The sequence below is a fragment of the Mesorhizobium marinum genome (assembly GCF_040813675.1).
In the GTDB taxonomy this organism is placed as follows: Bacteria; Pseudomonadota; Alphaproteobacteria; order Rhizobiales; family Rhizobiaceae; genus Mesorhizobium_K; species Mesorhizobium_K marinum.
The window spans coordinates 1-20,563 of the sequence record NZ_JBFOCI010000011.1 but is presented as its reverse complement, the minus strand read 5'-3'; the positions used below and the strand labels follow the sequence as shown (position 1 = coordinate 20,563).

Below are 20,563 nucleotides of genomic sequence, written 5' to 3'. Positions count from 1 at the left end.
GAACTCGCCGAAGAACTTCGTGATCGCCGCGGTCAGCGACGTCTTGCCATGGTCAACGTGACCAATCGTGCCGACGTTCACATGAGGCTTGGTGCGCTCAAATTTTCCTTTTGCCATTTCTTCTTTCCTACAGTCAGCAAGACGGGACCGGATTTCGAATGGGGGGCGATTAACGAGAAAGGCTTCAAAAGACAAGGGGGTTTTGCCCGGTCCGGCCCCGTTCGGCAGCAACCCGTGTCATCCGTGCCCGCCTCGCCGCCACCGCGGACGGTCGACCGCGGCCGTCGGACTTGGACCGCGTCACCAAACCTTAAGCCGGCCGGTGCGATATTGCCCAGGCAGAAGCGGGACCGCGCAGGATGCAGTCAGAAACGAAGGAGCCGGGCGCCGGGCTTGGCCGGTATCGCCGAACCATCCATCTCGTGCTGTTCGGCCTCGTCGTCGCCTATGCCGCCCTGCTCGCCACGACCTATGCCATGGGCGTCTGGCTCGTCGGCAAGGACGGGCAACCGGTGGCCGCCGACTTCGTCGCCTTCTGGGCCGCCGGAAAGCTGGTCCTGCGGGGCGCGCCGGCTGCGGCCTACGACTGGACCGCCCACAAGGACGTGGCCACGGCAGGCGGCATCGCGATCAAGGGCTATTTCAGCTTCCAGTATCCGCCGACTTTCCTGCTGCTGACTCCGCTGCTGGCGCTGGCGTCCTATCCGGTCGCGATGGTCCTCTGGAGCGCGGTCGGGCTGCCGCTCTATCTCTGCGCGGTACGCTTGGCGGTCGGCGGCTGGAACGCGACGCTCGCCGCCCTCGCCTGGCCGGCCGTACTGTGGAACACCGTCGTCGGGCAGACCGGGTTCCTGACCGCCGCCCTGCTTGGCGCCGGCATCGCGCTGATCGACCGGCGCCCGGCGCTGGCCGGCGTGCTGTTCGGGCTGCTCACCTACAAGCCGCAGTTCGGCCTGCTGATCCCGGTCGCGCTGATGGCCGGCGGGCGCTGGCGGGTCGTCGCATGGGCCGCGCTTTCGACGGCTGCGCTCGCCGCAACCGCCACGCTGGCGTTCGGCATTCCGGTTTGGAGCGCCTTCTTCGATTCCATCGCCCGAATCAACGACGCCATCCTGACGAGCGGGCGAACCGACTTCGGCAAGCTGCAGAGCCTTTACGGGTTCCTGCGCGCCCAGGACGTTCCCGCCCGCGCGGCATGGATGGCGCACGGGACGCTCGTCGTCGCACTGGCGATCGGCGTCGCGCGGCTGTGGCGCTCCGACGCGGCGTTCGACCTCAAGGCCGCCGCGCTGGCGATCGCGACGATCCTCGCCTCGCCCTATGCCTTCATCTACGATCTCGTCGTGCTTGCCATCCCGCTGGCTTTCCTCGGCCGCACCGGTTTCTCGCCCAGGGAGGCGGCGGTGGTGGTCGCAGCGGCGCTGCTCGTGGGATGGGGACCGGCCGACCACATCGCCACCGGCCTCGCCGCAGGGCTGCTGATCCTGGCGCTGGTGATCGCCCGCGCCGCGCGGAGCGAGACGCTGCGCAGCCGGACTTGGCAGCCTGCGCCGGAGCGCTAGTCTCAGCGCATGCTCGTCGCGACCTTCAACATCAACGACGTCAACCGCCGGCTCGACAACCTGCTCGAATGGCTGGCGTCGCGAAAACCCGATGTCGCCTGCCTGCAGGAACTGAAGTGCGAGCACAAGCGCTTTCCGGCCGACGCGCTGTCGCGCGCCGGCTACGGCGCCGTATGGCAGGGACAGCGAACGTGGAACGGCGTCGCCATCCTCGCGCGCGGCGCCGAGCCGGTGCTGACGCGCACCGCCCTGCCCGGCGATCCCGCGGACCGGCAGGCCCGCTACATCGAGGCCGCCGTCAACGGCGTGCTGATCGCGTCGATCTACGCGCCGAACGGCAACCCGCAACCCGGCCCGAAGTTCGACTACAAGCTTGCCTGGCTGAAGCGGCTGCAGGCCCACGCCACCGCCTTGCGCAAGACCGGCGCGCCGGTCGTGCTGGCCGGCGACTACAACGTCGTGCCGGGCGACCTCGACATCTACCCGACGCGATCCTACGACGACAACGCGCTGGTGCAGCCGGAGAGCCGCGCGGCGTTCAGGCGGCTGGTTGGCCGCAGCTGGACCGACGCGCTGCGCGCAAGGCACCCGGGCGCCCGCATCTATACGTTCTGGGACTACAAGCGGCAGCGCTGGCAGCGCGACGCCGGGCTGCGGCTCGACCACCTGCTGCTGTCGCCGTCTGTCGCCGGGCGGCTGCGCGACGCCGGCATCGACCGCGCCGTGCGCGGCTGCGACGGCGCCAGCGACCATGCGCCGGCCTGGATCAGGCTGGCATAGGGCGTCAAAGCCCCTTGTCGAGCAGCGCCTTGATCTCGGCCTTCGACGTACCGGCGACGATGCGCCCGAGTTCCCTGTCGCCGCGCAGGACAAGCAGCGTGGAGCGGCGCGGGATGTTGCGGTCGCGCGCCACCGGCTGGTTGCCGTAGTCGTCCCAATCGACGCGGACAAAGGTCATCGACTGCGCATAGGCGGGATTTTCCTTCATCAGTTGCGCCAGCACGCGCGACTGCGCCTTGCAGGTGGTGCACCAGGTCGCGGCGTAATCGACGAACACGGTCTTTCCCGCCGCAAGCGCCTTCTCGATGACGCCCGGCCGGTAGTCGACGAAGCCGCCGGCCGCCAGCGCGGGCATGGCCGGGATTACCGCCGAGGCAGCCAGGCCGAGGATGAAGGTGCGTCTGATCATGGTCTTTCTCCGCTTCAAAGTCTGACTGAAAGGTCCTGCAGCCATATCGGCATGGCGTCGAGCACGGCCTGCTCGATGACGTGATTGAGCCCGAAGAACAGGGCAAGGCCGACAGCGACGAAGACCGCGCCCATCAGGGGCTTCGACCAGGCGGCCACCGCGCGCAGCCCGGCCATGTTGGTGCGCAGCGCGCCGCGCGCGCCATAGGCAATCGCCAGGAACACTGTCGCGACGCCGAGCGAGAAGGCCAGCATGATCGCCGCCGCCCATGCCAGGCTGGCGCCCTGCGAGGCGAGCGAGATGGCGCCGCCGAGCGTCGGCCCGATGCAGGGCGACCAGACCGCGCCGAGCAGCATGCCGCCGAGAACCTGGCCGCCGAGCCAGCCTTCGTCGACGGCGCCGAGCCTGGCGCTGGCGGTGCTGGCAATGCCGGCCGCGGCGGTCGCGAAGGCGTCGCCGGCCCTCGGCACGAGCAGCACGAACCCGAACAGCACCATCATCGCAGCGCTGACCCTGGAGACGACGTCAGGGGTCAGCCCAATCGCCGGCCCGACCGACGCGGTTGCCACGCCGAACAGGGTGAAGGTCAGCGCCATGCCCGCGGCAAGCGCGACCGGCCCCCAGCGGCTGGACGAGGAGGCGGATGCAACCGCGATCGGCAGCACCGGCAGGATGCAGGGATTGATGAGCGTCAGGAGCCCGGCAAGATAGCCGAAGACAAGTTGCATGATGTCTCGCGCGCAGTGGTCGTTGATCGTTTTTACGACCAGCGGCGGCAGAACATTACATGCGCCGCGATAACATCCGCGTTATCGGCCGGCGACGTCAATGTCCTGAAAGCACCAGCATCTTGACCGGCATCAGCAGCGCCTGGATCCGCAGGATGATCGCATGCACCACGCCGACCGCGTCGACGGCGTGCAGGAAAAGCCATTGCCCGGCGCCGAGGTTCGGGTCGCCATACCGGTCGTGGTTGTCGGTATAGGCGTTGGCGATGCAGCTGCTGCCGGGCGGCACGTCGTCGAAACCGCCTGCGAACAGCGGCTCCATGTAGACGGTTATCGTCCCGGGGCTGAGCACCTGCCTGGGGTCGACCAGCCTGTCGGACAATTGCACCTGGCCGGCCGCGATCAGGTCCTGGACGCTGGTGACGACGGCCGGGATGATGGTCATCGGCTTCGAGATGCAGACGATCTCGCCGATCATGCCGGGCTTCATCACCTGGGCCTCGAGCTGGTTGAAGCCGGCGACGAGACCGACGCGGCCGGCTTCGGTGGGAATGAGGACGCCCGCCGAGCGCATCAGCGGATTGACGATGTCGCCCTTGCGCAGCGTGAACTGTTCCAGAGTGCCGTCGACGCCGGCATGCACCACCGTCTTGTCGAGGTCTACCTGCGCCTGCGCGAGCGCTGCTTCGGCGCTTGCCTTCTGCGCGGGCAGCAATGTCGAAACCTGGGTCTCGACCGACTGCTTGCCGGCGATCGCCGCCGCGACGGCGGCCTGCCGTCCATCGACGATGTTCTTCAGCTTCTGCAGTTCGCGCTGCGAAACGGTACCGGCGTCGCGCCGCTGCAGTTCGGTCTTGGTATCCAGTTCCTCCACGGCCTGCTGATAGGCGCTTTCGGCCTCGGCGATCTTCGCGTCCATGCCGACCAGTTCGGTCCGGGCCAGTTCGGTCGCCGCATCGACCTCGGCGACGCGGCGCTCCGCTGTCAGGCGGGCGGCTTCCTGGGTGGAGCTGTCGAGACGGAAGATCGGCTGGCCCGCCGTCACCTTGTCCTGAAAGCGGACATAGACCTCCTCGACCCGACCGGAACCCTCCGGCAGGATCGGCACCGTGCGGTAGAAGGTGATGGCGCTCTTGGTGGATGGGTGGAAGTAGAGGATCAGCGTCAGCAGCAGGATGGTCAGGCCGAGGCAGGCGGTGATGCCGTAGCGAAGCTCGTACCAGACCGTGTAGAGCGTGAGTTCGCGGCCGATCCGCTTGTCCTGCACGAACCGCCGGTAGAGGAAGTCCGGCAGGATGGTGACGAGCGAGCAGAGCAGGACCTCGATCATGGCCGCGCCTCGTCGTCGGTCCGTTCGTCGGAAGCGGCGGGTGGCTCGAGCGGCAGCACCGGCTGTTCGGGCGCTTCCGGCGACGGAGCGCGGCGGCCCGCCATCCTGGCCAGCGACTCGGCCATCGACGCCACCGGCGTCCAGAAATCGGGGATCGGCACCAGCGAGAGGAACAGCGCCAGCACCCAGAACAGGTTGTTGTGGGTGAACAGCGCCAGGAGCGCCAAAACGCCGACAAGCTGGAACTGGATGCGCCCCGTGCCGTGGGCCATCCGCTCGGGAATCGAATGGAGCCAGAAGTAGAGGCTCCCCAGCCCCATGACCAACAGGATCAGGAAGATCACGGATCCGACCATGAGGGGGTCGGTCTCGCCGGGCGCAGTGATGAACCCGGGCAGATGACCCGGCGCCGCCGCATGCATCACCACGTCAGTCATAATCGCCCGTCCCTCAAAGAGCGCTGGGCTCATCGAATCACCGGACGACCTATTTGTCCAGTCGCGAGGGCAGACCGGCTGAGCTAGGACGAGCAGGCCCCGCCGGGCTCCAGAACAGGATCAGCCCGCGCCAACGGGACCTCGTCGCCTCCTAAAGGCCGGGCATGCGACCCGCGAGCACGGCCACCGCGGCGAAGGCGCAGGCGCCGAGCGCGGCGGCCAGCATCAGGACCGCGACTGCGCCGGGCACGGAAATAGCGGCCATCATCAGCGCGAAGACAAACGGCGCGAAAGCCGAGGAGAACTGCCGGGCGGCGCTCATCCACCCGACATGCAGCCCATAGGTCCGCCGGCCGAACACCTCGAGCGGCAGCGTGCCGCCGATGATCGAGGCCAGTCCAGAGCCAAGGCCGAAGAGGACGACGAACAGCGTCGTGCCCGCGGTCATGGGCGTGGTCGCCAGAAGCAGTCCAAGCCCGGCCGCCAGCAGCGCCGCCGAGACGATCGCTAGCACCGTCTGCCGGAGGCGTCCGCCAAACACCATGTTGACCAGACGGCTCGCCACCTGGGCCGGGCCGAACAGGGTGGCGGCCGCGACGCCGGCCGTGCCGAGCCCGAGCGTCGTCAGAAGCGGCACCATGTGCAGCAGGATTGCCGACATCACGAAGCCTTCGAGAGCGAAGCCAGCCATCATCATCAGCAGCAGCGCCCGGGCGCGGGCCGGCTGCGACGGCGCAGAATCCGGGTGCTCGGGGCCTGTCCCCGAGCCGGCGGACGCCAGCCTGCGCCGGTTGGCAAGCCGGGCGATCCAGGCATGGATCGGGACACAGAGAAGGACATGCAGCGCGGCGAAGGCGACATAGACCTCGCGCCAGCTCAGATGCTGGTGCAGGACCGTCGTCAGCGGCCAGAACAGGGTCGAAGCGAAGCCCGCGATGAGGGTCAGGTGCGTGATCGAGCGTTGCGCGCCGACCGACCCCATCTGCACGATCGCCACGAAGGCGGCGGCATAGAGCACGAAGCCCGACGCGATTTCCATGGCGATCAGGGCCGCCACGAAGCTGTAGCGCGCCGGCGCGGCGGCGCACGCGGCAAGCGACAGCGCGGCCGCGAACGACCCGAAGGTCATGACCCGCCCGGCGCCGTGGCGGTCGGCAAGCCGGCCGGCCGTCGGCGCAAGCAGACTGCCGAGGAAGAGCGCCGCCGACAGGGCGCCGTAGACCCATTGGCTCGGCAGCGCGAACTCCGCTGCCATGGCGGGCGCGAGGATCGCGAAGCTGTAGTAGAGCGTGCCGTAGCCGACGATCTGCGTCAGCCCGAGCGCCCAGATCGCGGCAGCCGGCGCTTTTGCTTCAGGCGAATGCATCGGCCCTTCGCACCCCGGCCGCGGCGGTCTCCGACGCCGCCGAACCGCAACCGCAGCCCGACCTGCCCTCTGCCTTGGCGAAGGCGTCCTGCAGGCAGCAGGAATCCGCCTCCGTCGGGGCGGGGCCGCCGCAACAGCCGTCGACCTTCGCATCGCCGTCGCCGCAGCAGGCATTGGTTTGCGGCGGCGATGGCGTGTTGCAGACGCCGGTCTCCGGCAACACGAGGTGAACTGCCCGCGCCGCCGCGTGATCCCCGGCTAACCCGGCGACCACGGAGCGGACCTGCTCGTAGCCCGTCGCCATCAGGAAGGTGGGCGCCCTGCCGTACGATTTTGCGCCGACGATGGTGAAACCGGGCTCGGGATGGCGCAGTTCCTCGATGCCGTGCGGCGGCACCGTCCCGCAGGAGTGGAGGTTCGGGTCGATCAGCGGCGCCAGCGCCGGCGGCGCTTCGACAACCGGGTCGAGCGCCACGCGCAGTTCGGACAGGAAGGACAGGTCGGGCCGGAACCCGGTCGCGACGACGATACGGTCGAATTCAAGGCGGGCGGGCGCGCCGGCAAGCGTCGCATGAACCACGACGCCGCCTGCGGCGGGCTCGATCCGTTCGGCGGCAAAGGACGTCAGCATCGCAAGGCGGCCGTCCTGCATCGCCTGGCGCGCGGCAAGCCCGAGCGCGCCGCGCTCCGGCAACTGATCGTTGAGACCGCCGCCGAGCAACCTTTCGACGCCGCTGCGGCGCAGCGCCCAGTGGATCTCGGTGCCGGGCGTGTCGGCCTGCAGTTCCATCAGCGCCAGCGCCACGTTGATCGCGGAGTGACCGCCGCCGATGACGAGCACCCGCTTGCCGGCATAGCTGTCCCGCTCCGCCCCGGCGACGTCGGGAATGCCGTAGGCGATCAGGCCCGCCGCCTCCCGCTCCCCCTCGACCGGCAGGCCGTCGATGCCGATGGGGTTCGGGCGCGACCAAGTCCCCGACGCGTCGATGACGGCCCGGGCCAGCACCCGATGCACCCTACCCTGCCGCTCGTAGCGAATGACGAAGGGCGCTCCGTCGCGGCCTTCGCTCGAGGCCTTGTCGTGTCCCTGTCGCGTGATCGCCATGACGGTCGCGCCGAGCTTCAGGTGCGGCGCGATCTCGGGGCGCGTCGCGAGCGGCGCCAGGTAATCGCGCACGATCTCGCCGCCCGTCGGCAGGCGATCCGGATCGGGCGCGGTCCATTCCGAGCGCTCGAGCAGGGCGCGCGCCGCGGCGTCGATGTTGTAGCGCCAGGGCGAAAACACCCGCACATGCCCCCATTCGAGAAGCGCGGCCCCGACGCTCGCCCCTTGTTCGAGGATGAGCGGGGCGATGCCGCGCTGGACCAGATGCGCGGCAGCGGCGAGTCCGACCGGGCCGGCGCCGACGATCGCGACGGGTAGCTCGGTGGGTGTCATCGCGTCCATATGTTCGATCCTTCCGGTATCTTCGAATTTATGTCCGAAAAAAATGCCCTCAGGCGGCGACGCCCTTTGCGGCGGGTGCGCATTTGCCGTCCGCGCAGCATTCGTCGGCGAGATAGCCGATCAGCGCGTTCATGCCGGGATAGTTGGCGCGGCAGATCAGCGTGGTCGCCTGCCGCTCCTGGGTGACCAGCCCGGTGTCGACGAGGCGCTTGAGGTGATGCGAGAGCGTCGAGGCCGCGATGCCGAGCGTCTCCTGCACGCGGCCGACCGGCAGCCCTTCGTCGCCGGCGCGGACCAGGGTGCGATAGAGCTGAAGGCGCGTCGGATTGCCGAGCGCTTCAAGCTGCGCCGCCGCTTTTTCGAGTTTCATGGAAATATGAGTAGCGAAAGCGCGTGTCGACGTCAAACGAATTTCGACATTTATCGAAATACAAGGCGGGCAGACCGCCAGACGACGAACGCGTCCGGACGCAGTTCCGAGGCGAATCCGGCAACGATGGCGTGAAGGCGCGTTATGGGACTTTCAGGGGCAGACTGGAGCGGGTACCGGGAATCGAACCCGGGTATTCAGCTTGGAAGGCTGCTGCTCTACCATTGAGCTACACCCGCACCGCGCTGACGGCGCTCGCCTCTTGTGCCACAGCCGCCCATGAAAAGCGACCAGCTTCAGGGCGATGCGCTGGCTTCCGGTGCGACAGTGGTGGAGGGGGCTGGATTCGAACCAGCGTAGGCTGAGCCAACGGATTTACAGTCCGTCTCCTTTAACCACTCGGACACCCCTCCGTACTGACGCCGGAGCCATGCAACGAGGCATTTCCTCCGCTTTCCAGGCCGGGCTTGGAACCTGCCCCGGAAATCGGCGAAGCGCCTTATGGCCGCGCCTGCCGGGACTGTCAACCGCGACAACCGGGCGCGGACGGATAATTTCCGCTTCCGCTGCGTCCGGCATGCCGGCCCGCCGGATTCGTCGGCCCGGGCACCGCCGCTTGCGCCTGCCGCAAGCCGTGCTACGACGGTCTTCGTCACGGAGAGCGGCTAAATGAAGGACGTGCTGAAAGAACTCGAGCGCCGCCGTGAAATCGCCCGGATGGGCGGCGGCAAGGCGCGCATCGACGCCCAGCATGCGCGCGGCAAGCTCACCGCCCGCGAGCGCATCGATATCTTCCTCGACCAGGGCTCGTTCGAGGAGTTCGACATGTTCGTCGAGCACCGTTCCACGGACTTCGGCATGGAGAAGCAGAAGGTCGCCGGCGACGGCGTCGTCACCGGCTGGGGCACGGTCAACGGCCGCACCGTCTTCCTGTTCGCCAAGGACTTCACCGTATTCGGTGGCTCGCTGTCGGAAGCGCATGCGGAAAAGATCCAGAAGATCCAGGACATGGCGCTGAGGAACCGGGCGCCGATCATCGGCATCTACGACGCCGGCGGCGCGCGCATCCAGGAGGGCGTCGCCGCGCTCGGCGGCTATGCCGAGGTGTTCCAGCGCAACGTGCTGGCGTCGGGCGTCATTCCGCAGATCTCGGTGATCATGGGCCCCTGCGCGGGCGGCGACGTCTATTCGCCCGCCATGACCGACTTCATATTCATGGTGCGCGACACGTCCTACATGTTCGTCACCGGGCCGGACGTGGTGAAGACGGTCACCAACGAGACGGTCACGGCCGAGCAGCTCGGCGGCGCAAGCGTGCACACGACGAAGTCGTCGATCGCCGACGGCGCCTACGACAACGACGTCGAGGCGCTGCTGCAGATGCGCCGGCTGGTGGACTTCCTGCCGGCCTCCAATACGGCCGACATTCCGGAGATCGCCTGCGCGCAGACCGTCGACGACCACGACCCGTCGCTCGACCGCCTCGTTCCCGACAACGCCAACAAGCCCTACGACATCAGGGAACTCATCCTGAAGACCGCCGACGAGGGCGACTTCTTCGAGATCCAGCAGAGTTTCGCCAGGAACATCGTCACCGGCTTCGGCCGCGTCGAGGGACGGACCACCGGTTTCGTGGCCAACCAGCCGATGGTGCTGGCCGGCGTGCTCGACAGCGACGCATCGCGCAAGGCGGCACGTTTCGTGCGCTTCTGCGACTGCTTCAACATCCCGCTCGTCACCTTCGTCGACGTGCCGGGCTTCCTGCCCGGCACCAGCCAGGAATATGGCGGGCTCATCAAGCACGGCGCAAAACTGCTCTTCGCCTATGCCGAGGCGACCGTGCCCAAGGTGACCGTCATCACCCGCAAGGCGTTCGGCGGGGCCTACGACGTGATGGCGTCAAAGCACCTGCGCGGCGACGTCAACTACGCCTGGCCGACAGCGCAGATCGCCGTGATGGGCGCCAAGGGAGCCGTCGAGATCATCTACCGGAAAGATATCGGCGACGCCGACAAGATCGCCGCCCACACCAAGGCCTACGAGGACCGCTTCCTGTCGCCGTTCGTGGCGGCCGAGCGCGGCTATGTCGACGAGGTGATCATGCCGCATTCGACGCGCCGCCGGGTCGCCCGCGCGCTCCGCATGCTGCGCAACAAAGACCTCCAGAACCCCTGGAAGAAGCACGACAACATTCCGCTTTGAGGGACGCCAGGCTACGCCTGGGCGTCGAACTCCATGGCGGCGTTGAGCAACTGCGCATGCGCCATCACATGGGCGACGATATCTTCCAGGGCGATATTTGCCACCGCGTTCCTGGTGCGGATTTCCTCGGCGATGGCCGATACGTTGACGATGCCGCGCAAGCTGGCCGACCGGACCGATTCTATCAGGTCATCCATAACGCTCTGGGAAAGCATGATTTTCATGGGGCACCTCGAACCGCTGCCCATGCGGCAAGCGGCCTTTCACGGGCACACTACGCCGAGGCGCAGTCTCGCGCAACAAGAATCGCCATTTTGTCAAATATTTTCAATTAGTTAGCACTTTACATCTTGACCGTGATCAACAGCCAGTCCGACTAGCGAGACAAAGGCAGCATCGTCGGCTTCGAATGCCTGTGCGTACCTGGTGCCTGATGACAACAAGGCGTGGAACCAGTCGCCTACTCATTAGTTGATAGACTTCGATCAACCCAAGGGGCCCCATCATGTCCGACCTGGAGCGCGCCGAGCGCCTGCAGATCATGCTGAGCGCCGAAGAGCTGGTGGCGGTCGAGAACTTCCGGTTCGAGAAGCGCATGCCGAGCCGGGCCGCCGCGGTGCGAGAACTGTTGCGGCGCGGGCTCGCGGCCGAGGGCTTCACCCTGGCCGATCCCAGCGCGAAATCGCAGGACTACGGCGTGGTGCGATCGGGCGCCAGGCCGGGCCAAGGCAGGAACAGCCGCAAGGACGAGCCGACCTAGCCGCCCGGGGGCGCCGTGCCCTCGCCTATTCCGCAGCCACCGGCATGTCCCTGGGCGGCAGCACGTTGGCGTTGGCCGGGTGGTGGACGGCCCCGTCCGGCTCGTCGGCCGCGTTCGGCCGCGCCAGCCAGCGCCAGAGCCTGGCGGCGCCGATCGCCGCGTCGTCCATGATCGTGTAGAACGACGGCACGAAGATCAGCGACAGAAGCGTCGACACCAGCAGCCCGCCAACGACGGCGATCGCCATCGGCGCGCGGAACTCGCCGCCGTCGCCGAGCGCCAGCGACGCCGGGATCATGCCCGCCGACATCGCGATGGTGGTCATCACGATCGGACGGGCGCGCTTGCGTCCGGCATCGAGGATCGCGTCCTTGCGCGACACGCCGTGCTTGACCTCCTCGATCGCGAAGTCGACCAGCATGATCGCGTTCTTGGTGACGATGCCCATCAGCATCAGGATGCCGATCACCACGGGCATCGAGACCGCCGAGTTGGTCAGGAACAGCGCGGCCGCCACGCCGCCGATGGCCAGCGGCAGCGAGCCCAGGATGGTGAAGGAGTGGAAGACCGAGCCGAACAGCAGGATCAGCACGACCAGGACCAGCATGATGCCGGTCGACATGGCGGTGGCGAAGCCGGCGAAGACCTCGCCCATCACCTCGGCGTCGCCGGTTTCCTGGATGCGCGTGCCGGCCGGCATGTTTTTGACCGCCGGCAGCTGCCAGACGGCGCCGAGGCCCTCCGAAAGCTCGGCCCCCGGCGCCATGTCGGCGCCGATCACGACGCGCCGCTCGCGGTTGAAGCGGGCGATCGACGACGGCCCCTGCCCGAAGCTGATGGTCGCCACCGACGACAGCGGCACGACGACGCCAGCCGGCGTCGTCACCGGCAGCTGGCTGACGACGTCGATGTCGTCGCGCGCGGCCTCCGCCAGCTGGACGCGGATCGGAATCTGCCGGTCGCCGACCGTGAACTTGGCGAGGTTCTGGTCGATGTCGCCCATGGTGGCGATGCGCAGCGTTTCGGCGATGGTCGCGGTCGAGATGCCGAGCTCGGCAAGCCGCTCCAGGTCCGGCTGCACGATGACCTCGGGACGGTCGAGCGCGGCGTTGGAGGTGATCGCCCGGAACTTGCCGGTGGCCGCCATCTCGCTCTGGATCTTGCGCGCCTGCTGATCGAGCGCCGCGCCATCGGTGCCCATGACGCCGAACGCCAGCTGCCGTTCGCCGCGATCGTTGACGAAATAGGCGCGCAGGTCGGGGATTGTCTCCATGCGATCGAGCAGGATGCCCTCGATCTCGTGCTGCGGCAGGTCGCGTTCCGACTTGTGCTTGAGGTCGGCCACGACGGTGGCGCGGCGGGTTTCCAGGAGCCCCGTCGGGCTGGCGCCGCCGATCACGTAGACGTTCTCGACTTCCGGCGTCTGCAGGATCATGCCAGTCACGGCGTCGGTCGTGCTGCGGGTGTCATCGAGGCGGCTGCCGGGGGGCAGTTCCAGCGAAAAGACGATGCGGCCGGCGTCCTCGCGCGGGATGAAGCCCGAAGGCAGGAAGCCCATCGCGTAGATCGAACCGGTGAAGAAAGCCATGCCGCCTGCCAGCGTCAGCCAGCGGAAGCGCAGCGTCCCCTTCAGCAGGCGCTCGTAGCCGCGCATCACCATGCCGGGCCTGGGTTCGTCATGGCCGTGGCCACGCAGGAAATAGGCCGCCATCATCGGCGTGATGAGGCGCGCGACGAGCAGCGAGAAGAACACGGCGACCGCGACGGTCAGGCCGAACTGCTTGAAATACTGGCCGGCGATGCCGCCCATGAAGGAGACCGGCGCGAACACCGCCATGATGGTCGCAGAGATGGCGATCACCGCGAGCCCGATCTCGTCGGCCGCCTCGAGCGACGCGCGATAGGGCGACTTGCCCATCTTCACGTGCCGGACGATGTTCTCGATCTCGACGATCGCGTCGTCCACCAGGATGCCGACGACGAGGGTGATGCCGAGCAGGCTCACCAGGTTGAGCGAAAAGCCCATCATCGACAGCGCCCAGAACGTCGGGATGATCGACAGCGGCAGCGCGGTCGCCGACACCAGCGTGGCGCGCCAGTCGCGCAGGAAGAGGAAGACCACGATGACCGAGAGCGCGGCGCCCTCCATCAGCGTCTCCATCGCCGAATCGTAGTTGCCGACCGTGTAGCCGACGGAATCGTCCACCTTGGTGATGGTGACGTCGGGATGGGCCTTGCCGAGTTCGGCGACCGCGGCGACCACGCGCTCGTTCACCTCGACGTCGCTCTCGCCCTTGCCCCTGAAAATGGCGAAGGACACGACGGTGCCGCCGTTGACCCGCGCGAAGGTCGTCGGCTCCGCCCAGGAATCGGTGACCGTCGCGATGTCGGACACCCTGACCTTGCGGCCGCCGGAGAGCGGGATCTCCAAAGTTTCCAGGTCGGCCACCTCCTCGGCGCCGCCGAGCGTGCGGATCGACTGCTCGAGGCTGCCGAACTTGGCGTTGCCGCCGGTCATGTCGGCGTTGACGAGCTTGAGGGCGCGGTTCAGGTCGCCGGCGGAAACGCCGAGCGCGTTCAGCCTGTCAGGGTCGATCTCGACCTTGATCTCGCGCGTCACGCCGCCGTAGCGGTCGACCCGGGCGACGCCCTTGAGGCCCTGCATCCTGCGGATGACCGTGTCGTCGACGAACCAGGAGAGCTCCTCGATCGTCATCGCCGGCGCGACGACGGCGTAGGTCAGGATCGCCTGCCCCTCGACGTCGATGCGCGCCACGACCGGATCGTCCGCCGTGGCCGGCAAGTCGGCCTTGATCAGTTCGATGGCATCCTTGACGTCGTTGACGGCCGTCTGCGTGTCGACCTCAAGCCGGAACTCGACGGTCGTCCGAGACACGCCCTCGGTGAGGTCCGAGATGACGTTCTTGACGCCGGAGAGGTTGGCGACCGCGTCCTCGACACGCTTGGTGATCTGCGTCTCAAGTTCGCTCGGCGCGACGCCGCGGTCGACGACCGTCACCGAGACCAGCGGGATGTCGATGTTCGGGAAGCGCGTGACCGGCAGCTTCGCAAAGCTCATCAGGCCAAGCGCGACCAGCACGATAAAGAGCAGGATCGCCGGAACAGGATTGCGGATCGACCAGGCCGAGATGTTCCAGTTCATTGGCCGACCGCCTCCGCCGGACCGGACCGCACCGGCGTGACCTCGTCGCCGTCAGCAACGAAGGTGCCGGCGCGCGCGACCACCTCCTCGCCTTCGGCGAGGCCCGACAGGATCTCGACCATGCCCTCGGAACGGGCGCCGAGCGTCACCGAACGCGATTTCACCGTGCCGTCCTCGACGCACTGGAGAAAGGCGTCGGAGCCGGCATACATCACTGCGGAGACCGGCACGGCGACGCCCTCGCGCCTGACCAGTTCCACCGCGCCGCGCGCAAAGTTCCCGGCCCGCGCCGGCGAATCCGGCTCGAGCGCGATGCGGATCGAGCCGAGGCGCGAGGCCTTGTCGATCTCGGGCGAGATCCTGCGCACAGAACCGTCGATGGGGTGATCGACGCCGGGCATGGAGACATGCGCGGCCATGCCGACCGCGAGGCGCGGCAGGACGGTCTCGGCCACCGCCGCCTCCAGCTCGAGCTCGCCGCCGATGGCGATGCGGAAGAGCGGGGCGCCGCCGGGCGTCACCACGCTGCCAAGCGTCGCGTCGCGCGCGAGGACCAGGCCGCCAGCCGGCGCGCGAAGCTCCGTCTTGCCGATCTGCACGAGAATGTTCTGGCGCTGCGCCTCGACGACGCCGAGCTGGGCCTCGGAAGCGGCCAGCGCCTTTTCGGCGGAATCGAGCTTCGCCCGGGCACTGTCCAGCGCATGCGCGGCGTTGTCACGCTGCGCCTCCGTCGCGACGCCCTTCTTCTGCAGCGCGTCGGCGCGCTCCAGCGCCTCGCTGGCCTGCCTGACGCCGACCTCGGCATCGCCGATCTGCGCCCGCATCTGCGCGATGGTGGCTTCGGCCTGGGCGCGGCTCGCCTCGACCTGGGCGAGCTGGGTGTCGAGCATCGAGCGGTCGAGAACGGCGAGGATGTCGCCCGTCTTCACGACGTCGCCCTCGTCGGCGTTAAGCGAGACTACGGCAAGGCCGCTCAGGTCGGAACCGACGGCGGCCTCCTCGCGGGCGACGATCGTGCCGTTGACCGCCAGCGTCTCGACCAGGCCGCGCCGCTCCGCCGCGACGACGCTGATGGAGGGCGGCGCCTGCCTTGCGGCCGGCGCGGCCTCGCCAGCCGCCAGCGACGCCGAGGGCGCACCGAGCAAGGCGGCGCCAAGAACGGCTGCAAGGACGGATGCTGCGGGACTGGACTTCACGGACATGTCGGTCACCGGGATTGAATTGTGCGGGGTTGTTGTCGGGGTCAGGCGCTTTCGCCCGCCCCCTCCTTCGTCGGCCTCAGCATGCCCGCCAGCATGGCGCGAAGCGCCGTCTCGATCTGTTCGAGCGGGATGCCCCGGGCCGGCAGGTCGTTGATCGCGATGCCCTCGCCGACCGACATGAGGACCGCCAGCAGCGTCTGGATCTCGATCGGCGGATCGATCTCGCCACGGTCGATCGCACGCTGCACCAGCGGGGCGATCAGTTGCGCGATCTCCTGTTTGTGCCCGTCGACCGTGTTGCGGATGGTGTCGTTGCGGTTCGATTCCGAACGCATCTCGGCGAAAAGGGCCGCGCTGCCCTTCTTGTGGGTGTGCGTGATGTGGGCCATCGCGCCCGCGACCAGACCGTCGACGGCGGAGGTGGCGTCGCGGAATACGCCGAAGCAAGTCAGGTCGTCCTGGCGGTCGGCCTCGCAGATGGCCGCGACGATCGCCTCCTTCGAGGGGAAGTAGCGGTAGAGCGCGCCGGGGCTCATGCCGCATTCGGTGCAGATCTGCTGCATCGACGCGCCCTGGAAACCAGACCTGATGAAACACGCCTGCGCGGCCTCGAGGATACGCTGGACCTGCTGGTCGCGGCGCTCGGCGCGCGTCTGCCCGTTGACCTCGAGCGGCTCTGCTTGCGTCGCCTCGAAAAAGACACCTTGTTCCATGATCGAATTCCCTGACGAGCGAATGTTCGCTCTCATTTCATGCGAATGATTATTCTCTCTTTATGCGAACGATCATTCGCGGTCAATATACTGCAATGCAATAGGCGCGGCCTGCCCCGTGGCGCATGAAGCGTCTTGTGCGCAGGACAAGGGTTTCCGGTGCGTACAGACGGTCAACTGACCGACGCATGGGTTTGCGGCCCGCGCACCTTGAGGCGCGCAGGCAAGAGACCGTCCCAGGTCTTTGAAAAAGCTAGCCGAACTTGCCGGTGCGCGGAAATCCCTTGGGCGCGATACGGCCGGCAGAAGCGCGGGCGCCGAACCATTCGGCCAGTTCCTCGCGGTTGCGCGTAAAGGTCCGCTCCGCCGAATCCTGCCACGACAGACCTTCGGCGATGGCGAACGTCCTGAGATCGCTGACGCCGCCATCCTTGTATTTCTGCAGGCGCACGCCCTTGCCGCGCGTCATTTCCGGGATCTCGGAAAGCGGGAAGACCAGCATCTTGCGGTTCTCGCCGACGATGGCGAGATGGTCGCCCGACAGCGTGGCGCAGTGCGACGCCTCGTCGGGCGACTTGACGTTCATCACCTGCTTGCCCTTGCGGGTGTTGGCGACGACCTCGCCTTCCGGCACGATGAAGCCGTTGCCGGCATGGCTGGCCAGCAGCAGCTTGCGCTTGGGGTCGTGCACGAAGGCCGTGACGATGTCCTGGTCGTTCTCCATGTCGACGATGATGCGGATCGGCTCGCCATGGCCGCGTCCGCCCGGCAGCCGATCGGCGCCGATGGTGTAGAACTTGCCGCCGGTGGTGAAGACCAGGATCTTGTCGGTCGTCTGCGCCGGGAAGGCGAGCTTGAGGCTGTCGCCTTCCTTGAAGGTCAGCGCCGAGAAGTCGGCAAGGTGCCCCTTCATGGCGCGCAGCCAGCCCTTTTCGGAGACGACGACGGTGATCGGCTCCTTCTCGATCATGGCGTGGTGGATGTCGGCGACGTCATGGTCGGGCGCATCGGCGAAATCGGTGCGGCGGCGGCCGAGATCGGTGGTCGGGCCGTATTTCTTCAGCGTCTCGCCAACCTCCCAGCGGATGGTCTTCCACTGCCTGGCCACCGAACCCAGCAGCGCCTCGATCTGCTTCTTCTCCGCCGACAGCGCGTCGTGCTCCTTGCGGATCTCGATTTCCTCAAGCTTGCGCAGGGCGCGCAGCCGCATGTTGAGGATCGCCTCTACCTGGGTGTCGGTAAGCGACCAGCGGGCCATCATGACCTGCTTGGGATCGTCCTCCTCGCGGATGATGCGGATCACCTCGTCGATGTTGAGGTAGGCGACCAGCAAGCCGCCGAGGATCTCCAGCCGCCGCTCGATCTCGCCGAGCCGGTGCCGGGAGCGGCGGACGAGCACGTCCTTGCGGTGCTCCAGCCATTCCGACAGCACGCTCTTCAGCGAGAGCACGTTGGGCACCTTGCCGCGCGACAGGACGTTCATGTTGAGCGGGAAGCGCGTCTCGAGCTCGGTGAGCTTGAAGATCGATTCCATCATCAGGCCGGGATCGACCGTGCGGCTCTTGGGAACCAGAACCAGGCGGATGTCCTCGGCGCTCTCGTCGCGCACGTCCTCGAGCAGCGGCAGCTTGCGCGCCAGCAGGAGTTCGGCGACCTTCTCGATCAGCTTCGACTTCTGGACCTGATAGGGAATTTCGGTGACGACGATGTGCCAGGTGCCCCTGCCCTGGTCCTCCTGGCGCCACTTGGCGCGCAGGCGGAAGCCGCCGCGGCCGGTCGAATAGGCTTCGACCAGCGACGACCAGCCGTCGACGATGGTGCCGCCGGTCGGGAAGTCCGGGCCGCGCACCCTGCATTCCAGCAAGGCCTTGGGATCGCTCTTGGCGCGCTCCTCGATCTCTGCCCACTGGTCCGGCGACGTCATGAGCTCGTCGATGGACGCATCGGGATTGTCGATCAGGTGAAGCGCCGCGGCGCAGAGTTCGGCGGCGTTGTGCGGCGGAATGGAGGTCGCCATGCCCACCGCGATGCCCGACGAGCCGTTGGCGAGGATGTTGGGAAAGGCGCCCGGCAGGACGACCGGTTCCTCGTCCTCTTCGTTGTAGGTCGGGCGGAAGTCGACGGCGTCCTCGGTGATGCCCTCCAGAAGCGCGGTGGCGACCTCGGTCATGCGCGCCTCGGTGTAGCGCATGGCGGCGGCGTTATCGCCGTCGATGTTGCCGAAATTGCCCTGCCCGTCGACGAGCGGGTAGCGCACCGCGAAATCCTGCGCGAGCCGAACCAGTGCGTCGTAGATCGACTGGTCGCCATGCGGGTGGAACTTGCCCATCACCTCGCCGACGATGCGCGCGCATTTGGCGAACCCCTGGTCGGGGTTCAGGCGCAGAAGGCGCATGGCGTGCATGATGCGGCGATGGACCGGCTTGAGCCCGTCGCGCACGTCGGGCAGCGCCCGGTGCATGATCGTCGACAGCGCATAGGCGAGGTAGCGCTCTTCCAGCGCCGCCTTGAGGTCGACCGGCTCGATGTGGTCACCGCCCCCGGAAGGCGGCGGAACGAGGCTTTTTCCCATGGCGCCGGGTTAGCCGACAGCCTGATTCGCGGCAAGTGCCGCGCGGGAAGCATTGGTTTACCAGCAGCCGACGCTGGGGCGGCGGATCGATTGCCTTTTGCCCTCAATTTCTGTCAATGCTGTTTCTCACGCCACATTGCGGTCGCGTTGCCGGCTGCAAATGGGCGCGCTTCGTTGAAACCGGATGGGAACGACCATGGCAATCCACTCGCGAACACTGGGCAGGCTGGCTCTCGGCACGTTCCTGCTGGGCTTTCCGTTCCATCAGGCTTCGGCGCAGGACGCACAGGCGGTGGCGGAGCAGATCAAGGCCGTCGCGGCGGCGCAGGGAACGGCGATCTCATGGGCCGGGGTCAGCGGCGACGCATCGTCCATGGTGCTGCAGGGCGTGAGCGTAAAGGCGACCAGCGACGACGACGCGGTGATGCTCGGCGACGTCACGCTCTCGAATGTCGTCGAGGAGAATGGCGGCTACACGGTCGGCACGACCACGACGTCTCCGCTTTCCGTGACGAGCGAGGGTTTCACCTTCGATATGAGCCCGATCGTCATCAAGGGCTGGAAGATTCCCTCCGAGGATGCGACCGATCCGCTGGCGACCCTTTCGCTCTATGAACGCGCAGACGTCGCCAGTATCGCGTTCAAGATGGCCGACAAGACCGTGTTCTCGATGGCCGGCCTGAGCAGCAGCATGTCCGACCCGCAGAGCGGCCCGATGGATTTCGTGGCCGGGATCGAGAGCTTCACCGGCGACCTATCGGGGGTGAGCGACCCGCAGACCAAGGCGGCGATCGATGCATTCGGCTACCAGACCATCAGCGGTTCGGCGGAAATGTCCGGCACCTGGAATCCGGCCGACGGCGTCATGAAGGTGACCCGCAACGACGTGACGGTCGCCGATGCCGGCACGCTCGGCGTGACCTTCGGTCTCGGCGGCTACACGCTCGACTTCGTCAAGTCGATCCAGGACGTGCAGAAGAAGATCGCGGCACAGCCGGAAGGCGACACGACCTCGGCTGCCGAAATGGAACTCCTCGGCCTGATGCAGCAGTTGAGCTTCAGCGGCGCCAGCATCCGCTTCGACGACGATTCGCTGACCGACAAGATCATCGACTTCGTCGCCAAGCAGCAGGGTCAGAAGCGCGAGGATATCGTGAACCTCGCCAAGGCAACGCTTCCGTTCATGCTCGCCCAGATGGAGATGCCCGACCTGGTGGCGGCGCTGGTGCCGGCCATCAACACCTATCTGGACAAGCCCGAGAGCATCGAGATCACCGCTGCGCCGCCGGCCCCGGTGCCCTTTACCATGCTCGGCGGCGCGGCGATGGCCGGCGGCGGCAACCCCGCCGCCAGCGCCAAGGCGCTGTGGACCATGCTCGGCGTGACCGTGACGGCCAACCAGCCCTAGGGCGTGGACTCAACTGAACGCATCCAGAGTCTAGCCGAAGCGAGTGCGACAGCGGCGAGGAAGTTCGTGGCGTGCTTTTCGAAGCGAGTGGCGATGCGCCGGAACTGCTTGATC

Annotated in this window: 18 protein-coding genes, 2 tRNA genes and 1 pseudogene; 5 read left to right on the top strand and 16 right to left on the bottom strand. The window is 67.3% G+C overall.

Features of this window, described 5'->3' with window-relative positions; genetic code table 11:
* On the bottom strand, window positions 1–117 hold a 117-nt coding region (locus tag ABUE31_RS22390; RefSeq protein WP_367725991.1), incomplete at its 3' end, for a GTP-binding protein.
* A gap of 242 nt (window positions 118–359) precedes the next feature.
* Here ABUE31_RS22390 and ABUE31_RS22385 point away from each other — a divergent pair.
* Both ABUE31_RS22385 and ABUE31_RS22380 read left to right on the top strand, forming a co-directional pair.
* Window positions 360–1,562 carry a glycosyltransferase family 87 protein gene (locus tag ABUE31_RS22385; protein WP_367725989.1) on the top strand — a complete coding sequence of 401 codons (1,203 nt, stop codon included), beginning with the start codon at window positions 360–362 and terminating at the stop codon, window positions 1,560–1,562.
* Window positions 1,563–1,571: 9 nt separating this feature from the next.
* Window positions 1,572–2,342 (top strand): exodeoxyribonuclease III, encoded by a 771-nt coding sequence (locus ABUE31_RS22380; protein ID WP_367725988.1) that lies wholly within the window; start codon window positions 1,572–1,574, stop codon window positions 2,340–2,342.
* Between the two features lie 4 nt (window positions 2,343–2,346).
* Here ABUE31_RS22380 and ABUE31_RS22375 read toward each other — a convergent pair whose 3' ends face one another.
* The 9 genes from ABUE31_RS22375 to ABUE31_RS22335 form a co-directional block, all read right to left on the bottom strand.
* A complete protein-coding gene (locus ABUE31_RS22375) occupies window positions 2,347–2,751 on the bottom strand; it encodes a thioredoxin family protein (RefSeq protein WP_367725987.1) in 405 nt (134 codons plus the stop codon).
* Between the two features lie 14 nt (window positions 2,752–2,765).
* Window positions 2,766–3,479, bottom strand: a complete 714-nt coding sequence (locus tag ABUE31_RS22370) for a cytochrome c biogenesis CcdA family protein (RefSeq protein WP_367725986.1) — start codon at window positions 3,477–3,479, stop codon at window positions 2,766–2,768.
* Window positions 3,480–3,576: 97 nt separating this feature from the next.
* Window positions 3,577–4,809: an HlyD family secretion protein gene (locus ABUE31_RS22365; RefSeq protein WP_367725985.1), complete on the bottom strand. Its 1,233-nt coding sequence runs from the start codon at window positions 4,807–4,809 to the stop codon at window positions 3,577–3,579.
* On the bottom strand, window positions 4,806–5,246 hold the full coding sequence (locus ABUE31_RS22360) for a hypothetical protein (RefSeq protein WP_367725984.1): 441 nt from the start codon (window positions 5,244–5,246) through the stop codon (window positions 4,806–4,808). Before ABUE31_RS22360 ends, ABUE31_RS22365 begins: the two co-directional genes overlap by 4 nt.
* 151 nt (window positions 5,247–5,397) lie before the next feature.
* Window positions 5,398–6,612, bottom strand: a complete 1,215-nt coding sequence (gene arsK, locus ABUE31_RS22355; protein WP_367725983.1) for an arsenite efflux MFS transporter ArsK — start codon at window positions 6,610–6,612, stop codon at window positions 5,398–5,400.
* Window positions 6,599–8,059, bottom strand: coding sequence for an NAD(P)-binding domain-containing protein (locus ABUE31_RS22350; protein ID WP_437344181.1), 1,461 nt, complete (start codon window positions 8,057–8,059; stop codon window positions 6,599–6,601). The genes arsK and ABUE31_RS22350 overlap by 14 nt, the downstream gene beginning before the upstream one ends.
* A gap of 49 nt (window positions 8,060–8,108) precedes the next feature.
* The gene (locus ABUE31_RS22345; protein WP_367725982.1) at window positions 8,109–8,429 is read right to left on the bottom strand and encodes an ArsR/SmtB family transcription factor; all 321 of its coding nucleotides are present in this window, start codon (window positions 8,427–8,429) and stop codon (window positions 8,109–8,111) included.
* A gap of 165 nt (window positions 8,430–8,594) precedes the next feature.
* Window positions 8,595–8,668 (bottom strand) — tRNA-Gly (locus tag ABUE31_RS22340).
* Between the two features lie 89 nt (window positions 8,669–8,757).
* A tRNA-Tyr gene (locus ABUE31_RS22335) sits at window positions 8,758–8,842 on the bottom strand.
* A gap of 256 nt (window positions 8,843–9,098) precedes the next feature.
* On the opposite strand from ABUE31_RS22335, the gene ABUE31_RS22330 reads away from it, so the two are divergent.
* Window positions 9,099–10,631: an acyl-CoA carboxylase subunit beta gene (locus ABUE31_RS22330; RefSeq protein ID WP_367725981.1), complete on the top strand. Its 1,533-nt coding sequence runs from the start codon at window positions 9,099–9,101 to the stop codon at window positions 10,629–10,631.
* 11 nt (window positions 10,632–10,642) lie between these two features.
* Here the strand turns inward: ABUE31_RS22330 and ABUE31_RS22325 are convergent, their stop codons facing one another.
* Window positions 10,643–10,855, bottom strand: coding sequence for a hypothetical protein (locus tag ABUE31_RS22325; RefSeq protein WP_367725980.1), 213 nt, complete (start codon window positions 10,853–10,855; stop codon window positions 10,643–10,645).
* A gap of 281 nt (window positions 10,856–11,136) precedes the next feature.
* Here ABUE31_RS22325 and ABUE31_RS22320 point away from each other — a divergent pair, with 281 nt between their 5' ends.
* Window positions 11,137–11,391, top strand: coding sequence for a hypothetical protein (locus ABUE31_RS22320; RefSeq protein ID WP_367725979.1), 255 nt, complete (start codon window positions 11,137–11,139; stop codon window positions 11,389–11,391).
* 25 nt (window positions 11,392–11,416) lie between these two features.
* Here the strand turns inward: ABUE31_RS22320 and ABUE31_RS22315 are convergent, their stop codons facing one another.
* From ABUE31_RS22315 to parC, 4 genes are all read right to left on the bottom strand, one after another.
* A complete protein-coding gene (locus tag ABUE31_RS22315) occupies window positions 11,417–14,554 on the bottom strand; it encodes an efflux RND transporter permease subunit (protein ID WP_367725978.1) in 3,138 nt (1,045 codons plus the stop codon).
* Window positions 14,551–15,756, bottom strand: coding sequence for an efflux RND transporter periplasmic adaptor subunit (locus tag ABUE31_RS22310; protein ID WP_367725977.1), 1,206 nt, complete (start codon window positions 15,754–15,756; stop codon window positions 14,551–14,553). Before ABUE31_RS22310 ends, ABUE31_RS22315 begins: the two co-directional genes overlap by 4 nt.
* 41 nt (window positions 15,757–15,797) lie before the next feature.
* Window positions 15,798–16,469 (bottom strand): TetR/AcrR family transcriptional regulator, encoded by a 672-nt coding sequence (locus ABUE31_RS22305; protein WP_367725976.1) that lies wholly within the window; start codon window positions 16,467–16,469, stop codon window positions 15,798–15,800.
* Window positions 16,470–16,722: 253 nt separating this feature from the next.
* On the bottom strand, window positions 16,723–19,041 hold the full coding sequence (gene parC, locus ABUE31_RS22300) for a DNA topoisomerase IV subunit A (RefSeq protein WP_367725975.1): 2,319 nt from the start codon (window positions 19,039–19,041) through the stop codon (window positions 16,723–16,725).
* A gap of 196 nt (window positions 19,042–19,237) precedes the next feature.
* Between parC and ABUE31_RS22295 the strand changes: the two genes are divergently transcribed.
* Entirely contained in the window at window positions 19,238–20,449 is a 1,212-nt protein-coding gene (locus ABUE31_RS22295) for an aq_1923 C-terminal domain (RefSeq protein ID WP_367725974.1), read from the top strand.
* On the opposite strand, the pseudogene ABUE31_RS22290 reads toward ABUE31_RS22295, so the two are convergent.
* Window positions 20,446–20,563: pseudogene (locus tag ABUE31_RS22290) on the bottom strand (IS5/IS1182 family transposase); the annotation flags it as partial. The gene ABUE31_RS22295 and the pseudogene ABUE31_RS22290 overlap by 4 nt on opposite strands.